This is a genomic window from Burkholderia sp. AU33803 (assembly GCF_002223095.1).
Classification (GTDB): Bacteria; Pseudomonadota; Gammaproteobacteria; order Burkholderiales; family Burkholderiaceae; genus Burkholderia.
In genome coordinates, this window is the sequence record NZ_NKFJ01000008.1 from 114,500 (window position 1) to 133,782 (window position 19,283).

Below are 19,283 nucleotides of genomic sequence, written 5' to 3' on the forward strand. Positions count from 1 at the left end.
AAGGCGAACAATGCAAGTCGATCTCGGCGATCTGAATGCGTTCGTCGCGGTGGCCCGCGCAAAGGGCTTCCGCGAGGGCGCACGCGTGGCCGGTGCAAGCGCGTCGGGCCTCAGCGAAGCAGTGCGCAGGCTGGAGGCGCAACTCGGCGTGCGGCTGCTGCATCGCACGACGCGCAGCGTGTCGCCGACCGAAGCCGGGGAGCGCCTGCTCGCCCGGCTCACGCCGGCGCTGAGCGAGGTGGAGGCCGCGCTGGACGTGGTCAACACGTTCCGCGAGAAACCGGTCGGCACGCTCAAGCTCAACGTTCCGATGAGTGCGGCGCGGCTCGTGCTGCCGTCGATCGTCCCGCGCTTTCTCGATGCGTATCCGGAGATCCGGCTGGAGGTCGTGGCCGACGAGCGCTTCGTCGATATCCTCGCGGCCGGTTGCGACGCGGGCATTCGCTACGACGAGCGCCTCGAACAGGACATGATCGCCGTGCCGATCGGCCCGCGCTCGCAACGCTTCGCGACTGCCGCGGCGCCCGCCTATCTCGACCGCCGCGGCCGACCGGCCCATCCGCGCGACCTGCTCGGTCACGCGTGCCTGCGCGGCCGCTTCGCGAGCGGCGCGATGCCGGCGTGGGAGTACGAGCGCGACGGCGAAGTCGTGCGCGTGGAGCCGTCGGGGCCGCTGGTCGTGCAAATCGGCGGCGCCGTCGATCTCGTCGTGGATGCCGCGTGCGCGGGACTCGGCATCGTGCATCTGTACGAAGACTGGCTGCGCCCGCATCTCGCGAGCGGCGTGCTCGAGCCCGTGCTCGACGGCTGGTGGCGGCCGTTCTCAGGCCCGTATCTGTACTATCCCGGGCGACGCTTCGTGCCGGCGCCGCTGCGCGCGTTCGTCGATTTCATCAAGGCGGATGCCGGGTATTGAACGACCGGCGGCAGGTATCCAGGCAGCAGACTGCGACCATCGCTCGCGGAGACCCGCCGGGTGAGATTCCCGCGGTTGCAGGTAGCCTCCTACCCACGATCCTGTCCAGGTTTGGCTCCCCGGCATTCCGATATCGGCGGCAACGGCCTGACGCGGTTGCGACTACGCTGATCGTCACGAATGGTATGCGGTCTCCCCGTGCGAACTGACATCGAGCCCCTCGCGTTCACCCTCGCCGTCGACTCGCAGACCTATCGTCATATCGACGAGTTTGAATGCGACCACCGACACGACCGCAGACCAAACGAGCGACGTCCCGACGCCCCAGCACTGTGCAATCAGTTGTTCACCGATGTGGTAGTCGCCGACCTTGTTCGCGACGTAGTCGTAGATCCCGGTTCCGCCTAGCGACGGCGACGCGAATACCGATGAACAATGTAATGGCACTTTTTACCCGACCGTTTAGGACCATCGGGCGCCTCAAAGGTGATTTTGGAAGAATGCTCGGTCTATTTTGAATCTGCCAATGTTCGACGCGAGCGCATCTGCCTGTGTCTGCAAAGCGGCAGATGCAGCCGCCAATTCCTCCACCAGCGCAACGTTCTCCTGGACCATTTCGTCGAGCTGCATGAGTGCTCGATTAACCTCCTGGATACCGTGTGTCTGCTCGGTCGCCGAACGCGCAATGCCCGAGACGACGGACCGGACGTCGGCAGCGTATGCAACAATTTTTCCCATCGTCTCACCGGCCTGCTGCACCAACGCCGCTTCCACGCCGGGCACCGCTTCCTCCACCAGCTGCTTCACTTCGCGCGCAGCCTGCGCGCTGCGCTGCGCCAGACTGCGAACGCGCAACGTGCTGGCAACGTTAGTGAAAATTGGCCAAGTTTCTGGTGCAGAAACGCAAAGGCTAAGCAGGGGGGTGCGGCGGAATTCAATGAAGCTTATCGTCAACGAGATCCTGGGACGGCAGCTTGAATGGAGTGCGTGCGGCTGCCACATTGGGCGCCGGGCGGGCACTTGACCATGCCCGCCCCCAAATCGCGTTTGCGCCGAATCATGCAGCGGAATAGCGATTTCTCGGATAGCGCACGCCCAGATGGTCACGCAAGGTCGTGCCTTCGTACTCGCTACGAAACAGGCCTCTCTCCCGAAGGATCGGCACGACCTGCTCGACGAAGTCGGTGAATGCCCTTGGCGTACCACCGCCGACGATGAAACCGTCCGCGGCGGCGGCTTCGAACCATTCCTGCAAGCCGTCCGCAATATGCTCGGGCGTACCGATGAAACGCGGCCGCGGTGCAGCTGCTTCGAGCGCGACCTGGCGCAACGTCAGGCCCCGCGTGCGCGCATTGCGCTTGATTTCGTCAGTCCCACTGCGAAAACTGTTGCTGCCGAGTTCGCCCAACTCGGGAAACGGCTCGTCCAGCGCATACTGGCCGAAATCGTGATGTTCGAAAAAACGCCCCAGATGGTCGAGCGCGCTGCCGATCGTGATCAGTTTCAGGCTCTCCTGGTATTGCTGCTCCGCGTCCTCGGCGGTCCGCCCGACGATCACGCCGATCCCCTGAAAAATCTTCAGATCGTCGGGTTGACGCCCCTGCTCGATCAGCTGCTGCTTGAGATCCGCATAGAACTCGCGCGCTTGAGCGAGCGTATCGTGATGGGTGAAAACCGCATCCGCATGCGCAGCCGCGAGCTGCTTGCCGGCTTCGGACGCACCGGCCTGAAACAGGATCGGGCGAGCCTGGGGCGTACGCCCCACGTTCAGCGGCCCCTCGACCGAGAAATACTTGCCCTTGTGATCGAGCGTATGGAGCTTGGCCGGATCGAAGAACACCCCGCTCGCGCGGTCGCGCACGAAAGCGTCTTCCTCCCATGAATCCCAGAGCCCCTTCGTCACCTCGAGATATTCGTCGGCGATCCGGTAACGCTCATCATGTTCCGGATGCTCGGTGCGTGAGAAATTCCGTGCGGAGCCTTCAAGCGGCGACGTCACGACGTTCCAGCCCGCTCGCCCGCGGCTCAGGTGATCGAGGCTCGCGAACTGTCGGGCAACCGTGAACGGCTCGCTGTACGACGTCGACAGCGTTCCCACCAGCCCCACCCGCTCGGTGACGGCCGACAGTGCCGACAGCAGCGTGAGCGGCTCGAAACGATTCAGGAAGTGCGGAATCGATTTTGCGTTGATGTGCAGCCCGTCCGCGACGAACACGAAGTCGAACTTCGCCGCCTCGGCCTGGCGGGCCACGCGCTTCGCAAAATCCGGATTGATGCTCGCGTCGATCACGGCGTCGGGATGGCGCCATCCGGCGTAATGTCCACCGGGGCCGTGGATCGTCGCGCCAAGGTGAATCCGGGTGGACCGACCGTTGGCCCGCTCTGTTTGCGCTTCGCTCATGATGTCATTTTCATTGGTTGTACTGACGTTCAAGTTACTCGAGCTTTCGATGTCGGCGTCGCCTTCATCGGTGCGGCGGCACGGCACGCATTGCCGGCCCGACGATCGGCGCCCTGCCACCCCGCGCCGACGCGCGGGCGCTCGACGAACCTGCCGCGCCATTCATTGCGTGAACTGTTCGCTGCCGATCAACCCGATTTTCGTCGCCCCTTCGCGTTGAGCCGAGGCGAGCACTTCGGCAACGGCGCGGTACGGCGCCGCCTTGTCCGGGCGCAAGCGGATTTCGTCCTGGTCGGCTTCGGCCGCGACTGCGCGGAACTTCGCATCCAGCCCCGCTCCGCCGCGAACCGCCACGCCGTCCCAGTTGACCGATCCGTCGGCGCCGACATCGATCTGCACCACCTGAGGCGGATGCGGCGGAACCGGCGGATTCCCCACCGGCAAGTTCATCTTCACCGAATGCATCTGGATCGGGATCGTGATGATCAACATGATCAGCAACACGAGCATCACGTCGATCAGCGGCGTGGTGTTGATGTCCACCATCACGTCGGGGTCGTCCCTGCCCGCGCGGGCACCTGCATTCCTGCTCATCGTTCAAACTCCCTGGCTGCCCCGTGCGGGCGGTTGCGTAATGAAGGCGACCTTGCCAATTCCGGCTCGCTCGCACGCGGTCACCACCTTGCCGATGTACTGGTACGGCGTGGCCTGATCGCCGCGCACGTGCACGTCGGGCTGCGGCGCCTGCGCCGAGACGTCTTTCAGCCGGGCCACCAGCGTCGGCAGGTCGACATGTTCCGTGCCCCAGAAAACGTCGCCCTCCCGATTCACCGCGATCTCGACGCTTTTCGGCTGCGTCTGCAGCGGCTGGACGCGCTCTGCCGGCAATTGCACCGGGATCGTATGGGTCACCACCGGGATCGTGATCAGGAAGATGATCAGCAACACCAACATCACGTCCACCAGCGGTGTCGTGTTGATCGCCGAGATGACCTCGTCGTTGTCGTCACTGCCGACACTGATTGCCATGGCGCGCCCCGCTTACGACTGAACAGCCAGTGCCTGCGGCGCCTGTGCCGCCGGCGTCGGGACGCCGCCCGCTGCGCGCCTGCCGCCCGCGAGCAATACCGTGTGCAGCTGCGCGCCGAAATCGCGCACGCGCTCCATCACGGACTTGTTGCGGCGCACGAGGAAGTTGTAGCCGAGCACGGCCGGCACGGCGACGGCGAGGCCGATCGCCGTCATGATCAGCGCCTCGCCGACCGGGCCGGCGACCTTGTCGATCGACGCCTGGCCCGCGATACCGATGGCGGTCAGCGCGTGATAAATGCCCCACACGGTGCCGAACAGGCCGACGAACGGCGCGGTGGAACCGACCGTGCCCAGGAAGGCCAGGCCGTCCTGCAGCCGGTTCGATACGCTGGTGATCGAACGCTCGATGTTCAGGTCGATCCAGGTATTGCGGTCGACCGAATCGAGCAGCGCGGTGTCGTGGTGTTCGCCCGCTTCGATCGCATTCTCGGCGATGAAGCGGAACGGCGACGCATCGTCGAGCTGGGCGGCGCCCTCGGCCAGCGTCGGCGCATTCCAGACCTGCTCGTCGGCGGATTTCGCGCGGCCGTTCGCGCGCGCCTGCTCGACAAACTTGGTGATCATGATGTACCAGCTGCCGAGCGACATGACCACGAGCAGCCCGAGCACGAAGCGGGCGACAAAATCTCCGTTTGCCCACAGCGCCCCCAGGCCGTACGGATTCTCGACGGTTGCCGACGTCGCGGGCTCGGGCGGCGGCAGCGCACTGGCGGTAGCCGGCGCGGCGGAGGTCGACACCCCGCCGGAGGCCGCCTGGCTCGGCGCGGATGCCACCGTTTGCTGTGCAAGCACGGCTTGCGGTGCGACCAGCGTGCCGCCGATGCCGGCCGTGATCATCAGACTTGCCGCGACCGCGGCACGAAAGCGCTTGTTCATAAGGACTCCGTATGCGTCATGTATCGATGTGAAAAACCGGCCCGGTCGAACGGCTTGCCGCGGCCAGCGTCAATTCAGGTTGAAGGAAAACGGTACGCGCACGGGCTCCCCCTGCGCAATGCAGTGAAACCGCTTGACCGCGTTGAGCGCCGCACGATTGAGCACCGGGTCGGCCGGCTGCGCGACCCGCAGGTTCGTGACGCGGCCGTCCGGGTCCACCGTGAATTCGACCGTGACATCGCCCGTGATGTTGTTGTCCTGCGCCTCCGACGGGTAGACGATCGACGAACGGACTTCGTCCGAATTCGGGCAGACCACGCCGATCTCGCGGTTCACCGGCTTCGCGACCGGCACCGGCGCCGGCGCGGGCGGCGCCTCGTGTACGGGGGCGCTCGGCGCCGGCACGTCCTGGTGCGTGATGGTCGGCTGCGGCGGCGCCTGCACGCGTACTTCCGGCGGCGGCACGAACGGCGGCGGCGGCGGGGCCACCCGCGGCTTCGACACGACCTTCTCGACCGGCTTCGGCGGCGGCGGTGGCGGAGGCGGCTTCACCGGCACGATGATTCGCGTTTCGATCGGTTGCTGGACGATCTCGACGACCCGGGTGGCGAGCCCGTTCACGAGCGCCCAGACCAGCACGAGATGCAGGACGATCGCAATCGCGATGCCGCCGAAGCGGCGTACGGGATGAGTCTGCTTGTTGCCGAAGCGGCGCGGGCGGCCGATTGTCGCGAGCTGCGATTGAGAAGCGGTTGTCATGTTCGGTCCAGTTGCAACGAGGTCGAAGGTGCGTCACCGCCCGCTCGCCGTGCGTCACGGGGCGTGCGTAAGCGCCGCGCTCGCACGGCGTGCCCGGCCGCATCCGGCGCATCGCCGGCTTCGATCACGGGCTGCATTCGATGGAAGGTCATGTCGATCACCTCAGGCCGCCGCGGACGCTCTCCCGCCAACCGGCTGCCAGCCGAGTGCCGGGGCGATATGCGTGATGAAGTCCTCCAGGATCTGGCGGTAATTCTCGAACGGCAGGTCGTAAGGCAATTCGAGGCGCAACTCATGCACCTGTCCGACCACCGGGTCGGCAAGCAACCGCTCGACGATCTCGTCCGACGTACCGACGAGATCCGGCGCGAACAGCGTGCGCCGCTCACCCTGCGGCGCTAGCGTGCGCGCATGGCGGCCTTCGGCGAATGCGCGATAGCGTTCACGCTCGCGTGCATTCGCACCGTCGGTCGGCACGATCACGCGGCCCAGCGCGATACGCGGAGCGACGGACTCGCTCCAATACGCGCGATACAGCTGGAGTTGCCGGAGTTGAGCATCGACGTAACTGTCCGTCCCCTCGCCCGTCGTCAGATTGCCGATCAGCAGGTTGAAGCCGTTTTTGGCAGCCCACTCGATCGAACGCCTCGAACCGCCTCCATACCAGAGCCGGCCCGTCAATCCGGGCGCATAAGGGCTCACGCGCGGCCGCACCCTGCCCGCGGCCGACTCCACGAACGTGTCGTCGTCGCCGAGCCAATCGCCGGCGAGATTGCGGCGCAGGCGCGCCACACGCGCATGCGAGAAATCGACCAGATCCGGATCGGTATCGAACAGGCGCTCGCCGAGCAGCGCGCCGTGATTCGGCGCGCCCGCGCTGAGCCCGACATTGAGCCGGCCGTGCGACAACACGTCCACGGTCGCGAGATCCTCGGCCAGCCGGAACGGATTCTCGTAGCCCATCTGGATCACCGCCGCGCCGAGCCCGATCCGGGTCGTCCGTTGGCTCGCCGCCGCGAGAAACGTGGCAGCCGACGATACGGCGCGCTCGAGATGGCGCTGCCGAACCCACGCGCTGTCGTAACCCAGCGCCTCGCCCACGCGGAACAGTTCGAGCGTCCGCTCGAATCCCGCACGCGCGTCCTCGCCGGGATAATTGCCCGGCGTCAGGAACGCAATATGATCAATGCGTACGTTGCTCACCTTTTTCATCCTTCGTCATTTGCGGTGGTCGCGGCCCCTGTCGCCCGTGCGATACGCCGGCGGATCATGCGGCCATGCGCGGCCCCGCTACGACAACACCTTCGACAGGAACTCGCGCGTGCGCGGATGCGTCGGGGTCGCCAGCACCGCCGACGGCGGCCCCGACTCCACGACGCGCCCGCCGTCCATGAAAACGATCGTGTCCGCCACTTCCCGCGCGAAACCGATTTCGTGCGTCACGATGATCAGCGTGGTCCCCGAACGGGCAAGCTGACGAATCACGTCGAGCACTTCGTTCACGAGTTCGGGATCAAGCGCGGAAGTCGGCTCGTCGAACAGCAACACCTTGGGCTTCAGCGCAAGCGCGCGCGCGATCGCGACGCGCTGCTGCTGCCCGCCCGACAACTGGCGCGGCCACGCGTCGGCCTTGCCGGCCAGGCCCACCCGGGCGAGCAGCGCGCGTGCTTCCGCTTCCGCCTCGGCACGCGGCAGGCCGGCCGCGACCGGCGCCTCGACGATGTTCTCGAGCACGGTCAGATGCGGGAACAGGTTGAAACTCTGAAACACCATGCCGACTTCGGCGCGGCGGCGCAGGATGTCCTTTTCCTTGAGCTCGTACAGCGTGCGCCCGTCGCGGCGATAACCGACCAGTTCGCCGTCGATGTCGATGAAGCCCTCGTCCACGCGCTCCAGATGGTTGATGGTGCGCAACAGCGTCGACTTGCCGGATCCCGACTGCCCGAGCACGACCGTCACGCTCCCGGACGGGATCGCCAGCGATACGTTGTCGAGCACCTTCAACGACCCGAAACTCTTCGATACGCGATGAATGCCGACGGCCGCGCCGACGCGCTGCTTCGCCCAGCCGGCAGTCTCCGCACTCGGCGCGGCAGCAGCGTCAGGCCGCGTGCCCGCCACCGAGCGACGGAACGGCGATGCCTCGAACGCAAGACGGATTTTGTGCAGGACTGCGAAGAGGCCCGGCACGGCGACCGCATCGCGCGTCGCACCGCGCGCATAGTGGCGCTCGATATGCACCTGGATCGCCGACAGCACGGTCAGGATCACCAGATACCAGACGGTCGCGACCATCAGCATCGGGATCACTTCCAGATTGCGGTGGTAAATGATCTGCACCGTGTAGAACAGATCCGGCATCGCGAGGATATAGACGACCGCGGTGCCCTTCGCGAGGCCGATCACGTCGTTGAACGCGGCAGGCAGGATCGCGCGCATCGCCTGGGGCAACACGATGCGCCAGGTCTGTCGCGCGCGCGGCAGCCCGAGCGCGGCCGCGGCTTCGCGTTGCCCGTGATCGACCGACAGGATGCCGCCGCGGATCGCCTCTGCCGCAAACGCGGCCTGCGTCAGCGTGAGCCCGAGAACGGCCGCCATGAACGGCGTGATCAGATCCGTGGTCGGGCCACGCAGGAACACGATGTCCGTGAACGGGATACCCAGCCTGACCGTGTCGTACAGATAGCCGAGATTGTTCAGCAACAGCAGCAGGACGATGGTTGGAATCGAGCGAAACAGCCAGATGTACGCCCATGAGCACGACGACACCAGCGGCGAACGCGAGAGCCGCGCGAGCGCGAGCGGAATGGCCAGCGCGAAGCCGAGCACCGCACCGAGCGCCGTCAACAGCAGCGTCTGCCCGAGACCCGCGAGCACGGCTTCCGAGAAAAACCAGTGGGCAAAGACGTTCCAGCCCCAGCGCGGATTGCCGAGCACCGAATAGAGGACGGCCGCGATCAGCACGATCGCCGCGACGGTGCCGGCCGTTCTCGCCGGATAGCGGGCGGGAACGACGCGGTAATCCGCGTAGTCAGGGCCCGCCGGCGCCGCGGTGTCGGGCACGAACGGTGCGCGGCCGGCAAGCCGGGAGAGGTCGTTCATCACGCGGTCTCTGCGGTTGCGTAGCGGCTTGCGCGGCGCGGCAAGCCGAGATGGTCGCGCAGCGTGGCACCCGGTAACGCGCGGTCGTAGCGGCCTCGCGCTTCGAGTGCGGGAATCACGTAACGGACGAAATCATCGAGCCCTTCCTTCTGCACCTGGAAGCCGAGGATGAAGCCGTCAGCCGCGCCTGCATCGAACCAGCGGATCAGTTCGTCCGCGACGTCCTCTCCGGTGCCGATGAACCCCGGTTTCGGCGTGGCGACTTCAAGCGCGACTTCCCTGAGCGTCGAGCCGTTTTTCCTGGCCTCTTCCTTGATGCGATCGGTCGTGGAGCGGAAACTGTTCCTGCCGAGTTCGCCCAGCTCGGGGAACGGCGCATCGAGCGGATACTGCGAAAAGTCGTGATGCTCGAAAAAGCGGCCGAGGTAGGCCAGCGCCTCGTCGATCGTCAGCAGGTCGCGAATCGCGCGGTATTTCGCGTCGGCTTCCTCGCGCGTCGCGCCGACGATCGGCCCGATGCCGGGGAAGATCTTCACGTCGGTGCGCGCGCGACCGTGCGCCACCGCGCTGTCGCGCACGCGCTCGGCAAATGCGCGCGTCTCGTCCAGCGACGGCGCGTGCGTGAACACCGCATCGGCATACTTGCCGGCCAGCTCGATGCCCGCATCCGACGAGCCGGCCTGGAAAATCACCGGTTGCCCCTGCGGCGAGCGCTGGATGTTGAGCGGCCCGGCGACCTCGAAAAAACGGCCCTTGTGGTTCAGCGTGTGCAGTTTGTCACGGTCGAAGAAGCGGCCGCTCGTGCGGTCTCGCACGAACGCGTCGTCGTCCCAGCTGTCCCACAAGCCTTGCACCGTCTCCAGATATTCGTCGGCGATCTCGTAACGCAGCGCATGATCCGGATGTTCGCCGCCGTAGTTCTTCGCCGAACCCTCGAGCGGCGACGTCACGACGTTCCATCCGGCACGCCCGCCGCTGATCAGGTCGAGCGACGCGAACTGGCGGGCCACCGTGAACGGATGGCTGTACGACGTGGACAGCGTGCCGGCGAGCCCGATCCTCGATGTCGCCGTCGCAAGCGCGGACAGGATCGAGATCGGCTCGAAGCGGTTCAGGAAATGCGGGATCGACTTCTCGTTGATGTAGAGGCCGTCCGCGACGAACACGAAGGCCACGCCGTTCGCTTCGGCCTTCTGCGCGATGCCGGTGACGAAATCGATATTGACGCTTGCGTCCGCCGGGCCGGCCGGATGCTTCCACGAATTCATGTGGCCGCCGGCGCCGTGAAGGATCAGTCCGAATGTCAGGTTACGTTGGGTCATGTTCAGATCCGCATGCGAAGAATGGAAAAGGCGTGAATCGCAGTCAAACGACGATCGGCTGCTCGACGCGTGCCAGCGCCTCGACCGAGGCGAGACGTTTCGCCGGGTCCGTCACCGGGTTGTCGATCACGAACTCGTCGATCCCGAAACGCTCGTGCAGCGCATCCAGCTCCCGGTGCACTTCTTGCGCGGTACCGGCCAGCACCTGCGGATGCAGTTCGTCGATCCGGTAGTCCGTCACGCCGATCTGGCGCGCGAAGTCGGCCGCCGCCTCCGCGCTTGGCAGGTTGACGCTCTGCCTGTCTCCGAAACGCAGCTTGAAGATCCTCAGTGCGCCGACCTGACGTTTCGCGTCTTCGGACGACCCCGCCGCGACCGCGAACAGCGCGAGCAGCGGCACGCGGCCCGTCGCGTCGCGATAGACGTCGATCGACCGCTCGATATTGGCAACGTCGCCGTTGAAATGGCCCGCGTAGCAGAACTGCCACCCATGCCGCGCAGCCAGTTCGGCGCTTTCCGGGCTGCCGCCCAGCAGGATCCGCTGCGGCGGCTCCGCAGGAGAAGGCAGTGCGAGCGCGCCGGCCAGCGGATGATCCGGCGCGACGCCGTCGCCGAGAAATGCATCGAGCTCGGCGAGTTGTCCGGCGAAATCCGGCTTCTTCGACTTGTCGTGAAACCACTGCAATGCGCGCGTGGAGAGCGGCAGCCCGCCGGGGGCCTTGCCCACGCCGAGGTCGACGCGGCCCGGCGCGATGGACGCCAGCACGCGAAACGATTCGGCGACCTTGTAAGGGCTGTAATGTTGAAGCATCACGCCGCCCGATCCGACGCGAATTCGGGATGTGTGCGCGAGCAAATGCGACACGACGATTTCCGGTGCCGAGCTCGCGAGCCCGGGCGCGCCGTGGTGTTCCGCGATCCAGTAGCGCTTGTAGCCGAGCGCTTCGGCACGCTTCGCGAGCGCGATCGAGAAATTCAGTGCGTCGTGCGCGCTCGCCCCTTCTGCAATCGGGCTTTTGTCGAGAATCGAAAGGGAATAAGACATGAAGCTCAACCTTTTAGAACGGCCGGCCCGCCGGAACGAAGCGGCGTCCGGCGGGTGCCGATACAACAGAAAACACCGGGCAGACCAGTCATTATGGATACCGGATCAACGCCCCGTTACGGTCATTTCTGCTATGGATATGGTCGTTCGATCAGAACAGATAGCGCGCGCGCAGATAATAAAATCCGCCGTTGACGCCGATCGTGCTGCCGCCGCTGTACTGAATACCTTCCAGTTGCGTCTCGAAAGGCAGCTTGCTCGGACGAACGTCGAACAGGTTTTGCGCGCCCGCCGCGATCTGAAACTGCTTGGTCACGTCATAGCGCACTTCCAGGTCGGTCACGTACCGGGCAGCTTCCTCGTAGTGAACGAACTGCGACGTCGAGAACGCGTTCGGACCGACGAAGTACGTCCCCTCGCCCGAGGTCTTCCCGTAGCGCGTTTCATGCAGCGTGACCGCCCACTTGTCGAGACGCCAGGTGCCGCCGATGATGATCTTGTTCTTCGGTGTCGTCGTGGACAGCGACGCGATCTGCTGTCCGTTCAGCGACGGCTTCCCGTTCGATCCGTTCGCCACGCGCGTGACCGACGTCGTATTCAGGTTCACGCCGAAATCCCAGTCCACCTGGCCGTAGCGACCGAACCCGGTGTGATAGGTGCCGGCCAGGTCGATCCCGCGCGTGCGCGTGTTGGCGCCATTGGTGAAGTAACTCGCGCTGACCGCCGATGCCGGCACCGAGCCCGGCACGCTCAGGCCCGCCCCTTCGAGCGCGGCGATGGCCGCGGCACCCGACGCGGTTCCGCCAAGAACGATCCGGTTACGGATATTGATCTGGTACGCATCGATCGTCAGCTGCAGGTTGCGAACGGGATTGAGCACCAATCCGAAGTTGTAGCTGGTCGACTGCTCGGGCTTCAGCGCCTGCGCGCCGATCAGGCGCGCGCCGGGCGATGTCGTTGCCAGGATGCCGCCCACCGAGGCCGGCGACGTGGTCACGCTGGTATAGGACTCCTGGGCCAGCGACGGCGCACGAAAGCCCGAACTCACGCTGCCGCGAACCGCGATGGCCGGCGAGAACTGGTAACGGGTCGCGATCTTGCCGTTGGTCGTGTCGCCGACGTCGTTGTAGTGCTCGTAGCGCCCGGCAAGATTCACCTGCCACTTCGGCGTCAGGTAGGTCGACAGATCGACGTACGTGCCGATCACGTTGCGCGAGATGTCGCTCGCGCTGACCAGCGCGAGCCCCGGCAACGCAGCCGACCCGCCGTCGATCCACGATGCCTGCTCGCCATTGCGGATCGTATAGGTTTCGCGACGCTGCTCGACGCCCACGGCGACATTCAGCGGTGCGGGCAGCAGCGGGACGTTGAATGCCCGCGACAAGTCGAGGTTGTTCGTCAACTGGGTGTTGCTGACGGTCGACAGATGGAAGGTGGTCGGCGTTGATCCCGTTGCCGCGTACAACCCCGTGTTGGCGGAATTGCGCATTCCGAACACGCTGTAGTCGCCGCCATAGGTCGTGCTCAGATCCCATGCCCAGCCGAACAGGTTCTTGCCCTTGACACCGGCCGTCACCGAGTAATCGTTCTCGTTGATCGTTTCGACCGGCACGAACCCGTTCGGGTAGACCTGCGGCAGGACCGACGGTGGACGATAGTTCTGGTACGCATCGCCGTTCCGGTGCGCATAGGTGCCGAACCCGTAGAGCTCGACGTCGTCGCCGAGGTAGTAGCCGGCGTTGAAACCGACCGTCTCGCGCGAGCTGGACGGGTCGCCGAGGATCGGGTTGTAATAGCCCTGCCCCTGCGGAAACCGCCCGAAATAGTCGTCGGGACCCGTGCGGATCGTGTGGTTCTGCCGGTCGAATCCGGCGCTCAGATCGAGGAAGCCCTTGTCGGCGATGTTCAGGCCGATCGTCGCGGATTCGCTGGTCTTGAAGCCGTCGCCCGAATACGTCTGTCCGTTGGTCGTCGCGAGTTCGCCGCCGTGCGTGTTGCGCTTCAGGATGATGTTGATCACGCCTGCGATCGCATCGGAACCGTACTGCGCGGAGGCACCGTCACGCAGCACTTCGATATGGTCGATCAGGCCCACCGGAATGGTATCGATATCCACGCCGGTCGAGCCCTGGTTCAGGCCCGGGTCGAGCGTGATGTTGGCCGTCGTGTGGCGGCGCTTGCCGTTCACCAGCACGAGCACGTGGTCGGGCGTCAGGCCATGCAGTGACAGCGTGTCGGTCAATACGCCGGTATCGCCCGAGTTCGAGGTCCGCGTGATCGACGGCGACAGTTTCACCAGCGCATCGCGCAGGTTGGTCTGCCCCGTCGCGCGCAACTGATCGCCGCCGATCACGTCGATCGGCGTCAGGCTCTTGCTCGCGCGCGTCTCGGTGCGCGAACCGGTAATCACGACGCGATCCTGAACCTGTACCTTGCCGTCCGGTGCGGCCGAAGCCGACGATGCCGGTGCGACCGCGCTACTCGCCGGTGTCGCGACCGCTGCCGCTGCGTCCCCCGCTCCCGCTTCCTGCGCCCAGGCCGCGCCATGAAAAACGCCAGCCGCCACCGCCACCGATATCACTGTCCTGCGCGTCTTCGGCGAAACCCCTTCGCCCCGTTTGTGCCGCATGATTTCTCTGCCCCTTGTCGATTGAAGGCACGTAGCGAGCTGCCTTTCAGTAGTAGTACATACTATTTACGAAACGCCATTCCGGGTGGCGGTCCTGCTTCATCCGCTCAAGACCGAATCAGAGATCGGGAAGCCCCGGCGGATTGGTCGAGGCCTTGGTGATCGCCTCGCTGTCGAGATTCCAGCGGCTCAATACCTGGCGGTATTTGCCGTTCTGAATGAGGTCGTTGATCGCATAGGTAATGGGCGCCGCTAGCCCGCCGTCCTTGCGAGTCGTGACAGCTAGCTCTGCCGTGCGAGGCCACCCGCCGCTTACCGCGCCGACCTGCCTGATCTTCGCCCCCTGGCTCACCTGGTAAGCCAGCACCGCATTGACGCTGAAAATCGCGTCGGCGCGCCCCGATGCCAGCGCCAGCGTGCGCACGGATGGATCCTCGTAATACAGCACGTGAATCGGCTTCAGCCCGTGCGCGACGTTTTCCTTGTCCCATGCCAACAGGATTTTTTCCTGGTTGGTGCCCGAGTCACCGATGACCCGCAGTCCGGCAATATCCTTCGACTCGCGAATCTGCTTGATCGCGCTGTTCTGCTCGACGTAGAAGCCGAGCACGTCGCGGCGATAGGTCGAGAAGTCGAACTTCTGCTTGCGCGCCTCGGTCACGGTCACATTCGACAGTACCGCGTCGACTTTCCCCGACGCGACGGCGAGCGGCCAGTCCGCCCATGCAAGCGGCACGAGCTTGAGCTTCAGGCCGAGTTCGTCCGCCACCAGTTGTGCGAGATCCGGATCGGCCCCGACGATCGTTTTCGCATCCGTGGCATACACACTGATCGGCGGAACGCTCACCGAGATCCCGACCGTCAGCACGCCCTTCTCGACGAAGCGGAAGTTCTCCGGAATCAGCTTGATGGCCGCGGCATCCGGCGTGCCGCGCGGGCGATCTTGCTGATCGGGGCTCAGATTCAACGATGACGCCGACTGTGCGAGGCCGGCCACGCCCATGACGACGAGGGCAAGCGCGCCGGACACTGCCAGCCTGATTCCGCGACGACGATTCATGTTTCGATATCCCGTAGAAGTGTTCATCCGTCATGCGCCGAACGGCCGACCCAACGGCCGGTCCGGCTTCAAATCCTGCAAACGATCGGTACGGCCCGGCTCGAGCAGATCCTTGGCGAACGGCAGCCGCCAATGCACTTCCGGTGCAATCGCCGGATCGTATAGCGGTACATAGCCGGTGCCGGCATAGAGCGCGGAGGCCTCCGGTTGACGAAATCCGGTCGTGAGATAGACGCGCCGGTAGCCTTGCCGCAACGCACGGGATTCCAGTTCGGCCACCACGCGGCGCGCAACGCCCTGACGACGCACGCCGGAATGCGCCCAGATGCGCTTGAGCTCGGCGGTCGTTGCGTCGTAGCGCTGGAATGCGCCGCCGCCGACGACTTCGTCGCCCCGGCGAATCAGCACGAACGCGCCGTCGGGCGGTGCAAACAGTTCGGCCGGGTACGTCAGGAGTTCATCGCGCACGACTGCCGAGGGCACCGAGCGAAAGTCCTGATAGCGCGTGGAATACTCGACCGACAACTCGTCGAACATGGGCAGCGCGAGCGGATCAAGCGGGGATGTGTCGATTACTTCGTCTGTCACTGATACGCCAGATGCTTCGAGTCATCTGCCTCTGATTTGCCGGATTGGAACGATTTGTTCGACACGGTTAATTTCCTGTGTCGCGAGGCCCAATAGTGCGCGTTAACCATTCATGCGCAAACCAAGCATTTTTGAAATCGTTATGCACACAGATACACATAATCAGGATGACATATCGTAAAGGTCGACTTGCACCGAAAACATCGATCGCCCTGCCGGTCACGTTGCTGGGCACTGCGCTCGTCTGCTTGCCCAGTCCGCGCATGCCGCCAGGAACGCGCCGGCGACCAACAGCAATATCGGCATCAGCACTTCGACGAATGCATCGCGGTATGCCGTCAACCCGGCGGAAGACGATGCCTGCACCAGGAACACACCGGTTCCCCACGACATGCCGATCGAGCACGCAAGCCGCTGCGATAGCTGCAGAAACCCTGCAGCCAGCCCGCGCCCTTCATCCTGGCCGATCGCCGCGAGCGTCATCGCCTGATTCGGCGCATGGATCAGGCCGCTGGCGACGCCCTGCAGCAACACGATCGCGGGATAGGTGAGGACGATCCAGCGAATCTCGAGGAATTCGGCCGCGCAACCTTGCGCGGCGACGGCAAGCGCATGACACGCTATCGCGAGCACGGTCCCGCCGCGGCCGAAGCGGCGGACGAAACGCCAGCTCCACATCGCCGCTGCAGTCGATGCCAGCGCGGCAGGAATCGACAGCGCGGCATAGCGCAGCGGGTCGACATGCAAGCCGTCGAGAAAGAACAGCGCACTGACCATCCCGAGCGTGACGCCCGCAGCAAACTGGCACATCGCGACGATCGTACCGAGCACATAGCCGCGCGAACCGACCAGACTGCGCGACAGGATCGGCGTGCCGCCGCGACGCTGATACGCGACCTCCCACGCGAGAAACAACGGCAGCCCGGCCAGCGCGACCGCGAAGCACACGCGCCGCGACGGCATCGCGGCACTCCCGACCAACGTGGCGAGCATGAGCGCGAGCGTGATCGCGGACAAAAGCATCAACCCGATCAGGTCGATCGAAAACGGGCGAGCCGACGGCCGGTGGCGCGGCAAATACCGAAACGCCACGCAGAAGACGGCAACGCCGAACGGGGCATTGACGAGGAACAGCAGCCGCCAGCCGATGTCCGGCGGAACCGATGCAAGCACCAGCCCGCCGAGAAGCGGGCCGACGAGCGCCGACAAGCCGCCTGCCATCGCGTATCGCCCGAGCGCCCTGGCTTGCGCCGTGCCGGTGAACAAGTCCTGGATCAAGCCGAATATCTGCGTATTGATCATCCCCGCGCCGAGCCCTTGCAGCACGCGTGCGGCGATCACCGTTCCGGCGTCGTCCGCCAATCCGCCCAGTACGCTGAAACCGGTAAACATCGCGAGCCCGACCAGAAACAGCTGGCGGCGCCCGATCACGTCGCCCAGCCTGCCGGCAGGGACGAGCGCGATACCGAACGCGATGGAATAGACCGACGTGATCAGCTGTATTTCCGCTGTCGACGCGTGCAGTCCACTCCTGAGCGCCGGCACCGCAAGCGTGAAGATCGCCTGATCGAGCAGCGTGGTGAAACCCATCGCGACGCAGATGCCCAGCACGATGTCGGCACGGGTGTCGTGCGAAGCACCGCGCGCATCGAGCCGTCGCGCGAGCCAGCCGAACCGGCCGGACGGTCGCGCGCGGGCAACGGCATCTGCAAGCTCGGTTTGCACGCAAGCATGCGGCTCGTCCGGCGTCATCGACTCATTCCACGTTGCCGGTGTGCACCGGCTGAACCGGCAGCAGATATTTCTCGAACAACACACCGGGCGGCGCGTCCTCGCCGAAATCGTGCGACGACAGCAGCGTATAGCCGGAGGACCGGTAAAGGCCGACCGCTTCGGGTTGCCGCGGCCCGGTTCCCAGATGCACGCGCGTGTAGCCTTGCCGGACCGCCTGCGCCTCCAGCTCGGCCAGCACGCGCCGCGCCAACCCCTGACGGCGATGCGCGCGACTCACCCAGATCCGCTTGAACTCCGCGGTGGCCGGCGTGTGATGACGCATGAACGCCCCGCCCGCGATCGCCCGGCCCTCACGCAACAGCAGCAGGAACGCGCCATGAGGCGGCGCGAACGCTTCGACCGGATAGCGCACGAGCTCCCTGGCGAGTTCCTCCTCCGGGATATAGGCCGCGTAACGGCTGCTGTACTCGTACGCCAGCTCGTCGAACAGCGGCTGCGCGAGCGGATCCCGGGCCGACACATGGACGAGCCGGTCCTGCCGATCCAACGAAACTTCGACTTCAGACATCAAACGCCTCCTCTTCCACCGTTGCCCGAACCCCGGGCCGGGTTGTCATGATCCATCGGCCGATGCATACATCGACGCTCAAGCCGACGGCGCCGGCTGAACGGTGCGCTCGAGCAGCGCACGCAATGCGGCGCCGACCTGATCGGGCCGCTCGAGCATCAACTGATGCCCGCAGGCGGCCAGCACGTCGAACGTCGCATTCGGCAACGCGTCGGCCAGCGCGCGCCCGCCGGCCGGCGGCGTCAATCCATCGGCATCGCCGGCCAGCACGGCGACCGGCACGTCGAGCACGGCCAGCCGCGCCGCGTCGGGCCACGGCGCGCCGCGCAGCACGGCCTGGAACGTCGCCATCCGGTTGCGGCGCGCCACGCGCGACTCGTACGCGACCAGCGCCGGATCGGCTTGCGGATGCCATGCGAGCCGCCGAAACCGCCGTGCGAACACCGGCTTGATCCATTCGAGCAGCCAGCCCGGCAATGCCGGTGGCCGGGTCACCGGGCGCGCGAGCTGCGTGCCGAGCTGCAGCGCGCCGCTTGCTTCATGCGGCCGCCCGAGCGTCGCGAGCCGATCGAGCAACGCGAGCGTGCTGCCCGTGCCGAGCGAATGCGCGACGAGCACGTTGCGCGCGCCCTTGTAACGGTCGAACAGCGCGAGATAGTCGAGCAGCGTCTCGTCGCCGTGATAAGCGCCGCTTTGCGCTCGGCCCGATCTGCTCGACGAAACGCAGCACGGCGCGTGACGCGGGATCGGCAAACACGAGCGCCTTCGCGCGCACCGAGAGTGGGCGGTGCTCGCTTTCAGGCAGGGAAATGAGCGGTGGGGAATCTGTGCGGTTGTCCATGATTCAGGCGTGGGCGGACCGGTTGGCGATACGGGCGTCCGCCCGAGGGCTTGATCTTAGTCAACCTCGGACGCGCTCAAAATACCGATTGGTATGATGCTTCGCTGCCGCGCGCAGATATCGAATCCCGGATGCCCGGCGCAACGCGCGCGGCAACGCCAGCAACATTCAGCGGTATTCGACGCGTGCCCGATCATCGCCACCGATGCGCTCGCAAGCCCTCCGCCACATCGCCAGTCCGGTCGTGCGAGCGTCGTGTTCGTCTGCGTAAATCGGAGGACCAGATAACGGTATGAGAATTTCTTGGTTCCTCGATGCGTTCCGCATCCCGAAAATACACGCTCCCGACA

Annotated in this window: 16 protein-coding genes and 2 pseudogenes; 1 reads left to right on the forward strand and 17 read right to left on the reverse strand. The window is 65.4% G+C overall.

Going from position 1 to position 19,283, the window contains the following annotated elements:
• The first annotated feature begins 10 nt into the window (after positions 1–10).
• Positions 11–916, forward strand: a complete 906-nt coding sequence (locus CFB41_RS32070) for a LysR family transcriptional regulator (RefSeq protein ID WP_089459357.1) — start codon at positions 11–13, stop codon at positions 914–916.
• A 174-nt stretch (positions 917–1,090) separates the two neighbouring features.
• On the opposite strand, the pseudogene CFB41_RS32075 reads toward CFB41_RS32070, so the two are convergent.
• From CFB41_RS32075 to CFB41_RS32155, 17 genes and pseudogenes are all read right to left on the reverse strand, one after another.
• A pseudogene (locus tag CFB41_RS32075) lies at positions 1,091–1,348 on the reverse strand (ammonia channel protein); the annotation flags it as partial.
• A 48-nt stretch (positions 1,349–1,396) separates the two neighbouring features.
• Positions 1,397–1,765, reverse strand: a pseudogene (locus tag CFB41_RS32080) (methyl-accepting chemotaxis protein); the annotation flags it as partial.
• Positions 1,766–1,973: 208 nt separating this feature from the next.
• Positions 1,974–3,317, reverse strand: a complete 1,344-nt coding sequence (locus CFB41_RS32085) for an LLM class flavin-dependent oxidoreductase (RefSeq protein WP_089459734.1) — start codon at positions 3,315–3,317, stop codon at positions 1,974–1,976.
• A 162-nt stretch (positions 3,318–3,479) separates the two neighbouring features.
• Positions 3,480–3,911 (reverse strand): biopolymer transporter ExbD, encoded by a 432-nt coding sequence (locus CFB41_RS32090; RefSeq protein ID WP_089459358.1) that lies wholly within the window; start codon positions 3,909–3,911, stop codon positions 3,480–3,482.
• 3 nt (positions 3,912–3,914) lie between these two features.
• Positions 3,915–4,346 carry a biopolymer transporter ExbD gene (locus tag CFB41_RS32095; RefSeq protein WP_089459359.1) on the reverse strand — a complete coding sequence of 144 codons (432 nt, stop codon included), beginning with the start codon at positions 4,344–4,346 and terminating at the stop codon, positions 3,915–3,917.
• Between the two features lie 12 nt (positions 4,347–4,358).
• On the reverse strand, positions 4,359–5,285 hold the full coding sequence (locus CFB41_RS32100; protein ID WP_089459360.1) for a MotA/TolQ/ExbB proton channel family protein: 927 nt from the start codon (positions 5,283–5,285) through the stop codon (positions 4,359–4,361).
• Between the two features lie 69 nt (positions 5,286–5,354).
• Positions 5,355–6,044 (reverse strand): energy transducer TonB, encoded by a 690-nt coding sequence (locus CFB41_RS32105; RefSeq protein ID WP_089459361.1) that lies wholly within the window; start codon positions 6,042–6,044, stop codon positions 5,355–5,357.
• A gap of 162 nt (positions 6,045–6,206) precedes the next feature.
• Positions 6,207–7,256: an LLM class flavin-dependent oxidoreductase gene (locus CFB41_RS32110; protein WP_373558635.1), complete on the reverse strand. Its 1,050-nt coding sequence runs from the start codon at positions 7,254–7,256 to the stop codon at positions 6,207–6,209.
• Positions 7,257–7,334: 78 nt separating this feature from the next.
• Positions 7,335–9,146, reverse strand: a complete 1,812-nt coding sequence (locus CFB41_RS38905; RefSeq protein WP_089459362.1) for an amino acid ABC transporter permease/ATP-binding protein — start codon at positions 9,144–9,146, stop codon at positions 7,335–7,337.
• Positions 9,146–10,468, reverse strand: coding sequence for an LLM class flavin-dependent oxidoreductase (locus CFB41_RS32120; protein WP_089459363.1), 1,323 nt, complete (start codon positions 10,466–10,468; stop codon positions 9,146–9,148). The genes CFB41_RS38905 and CFB41_RS32120 overlap by 1 nt, the downstream gene beginning before the upstream one ends.
• A gap of 43 nt (positions 10,469–10,511) precedes the next feature.
• Positions 10,512–11,513: an LLM class flavin-dependent oxidoreductase gene (locus tag CFB41_RS32125; protein ID WP_089459736.1), complete on the reverse strand. Its 1,002-nt coding sequence runs from the start codon at positions 11,511–11,513 to the stop codon at positions 10,512–10,514.
• Between the two features lie 151 nt (positions 11,514–11,664).
• Positions 11,665–14,142, reverse strand: coding sequence for a TonB-dependent siderophore receptor (locus tag CFB41_RS32130; protein WP_089459364.1), 2,478 nt, complete (start codon positions 14,140–14,142; stop codon positions 11,665–11,667).
• A gap of 118 nt (positions 14,143–14,260) precedes the next feature.
• Complete coding sequence (locus tag CFB41_RS32135) at positions 14,261–15,202, reverse strand: ABC transporter substrate-binding protein (RefSeq protein ID WP_089459365.1); 942 nt, start codon at positions 15,200–15,202, stop codon at positions 14,261–14,263.
• Between the two features lie 30 nt (positions 15,203–15,232).
• Entirely contained in the window at positions 15,233–15,790 is a 558-nt protein-coding gene (locus CFB41_RS32140) for a GNAT family N-acetyltransferase (RefSeq protein WP_179250262.1), read from the reverse strand.
• Between the two features lie 219 nt (positions 15,791–16,009).
• Entirely contained in the window at positions 16,010–17,515 is a 1,506-nt protein-coding gene (locus CFB41_RS32145; protein ID WP_256941325.1) for an MFS transporter, read from the reverse strand.
• A 31-nt stretch (positions 17,516–17,546) separates the two neighbouring features.
• Entirely contained in the window at positions 17,547–18,092 is a 546-nt protein-coding gene (locus CFB41_RS32150; RefSeq protein ID WP_089459368.1) for a GNAT family N-acetyltransferase, read from the reverse strand.
• 78 nt (positions 18,093–18,170) lie between these two features.
• Positions 18,171–18,845 (reverse strand): alpha/beta fold hydrolase, encoded by a 675-nt coding sequence (locus CFB41_RS32155; RefSeq protein ID WP_256941326.1) that lies wholly within the window; start codon positions 18,843–18,845, stop codon positions 18,171–18,173.
• Positions 18,846–19,283: the final 438 nt, after the last annotated feature.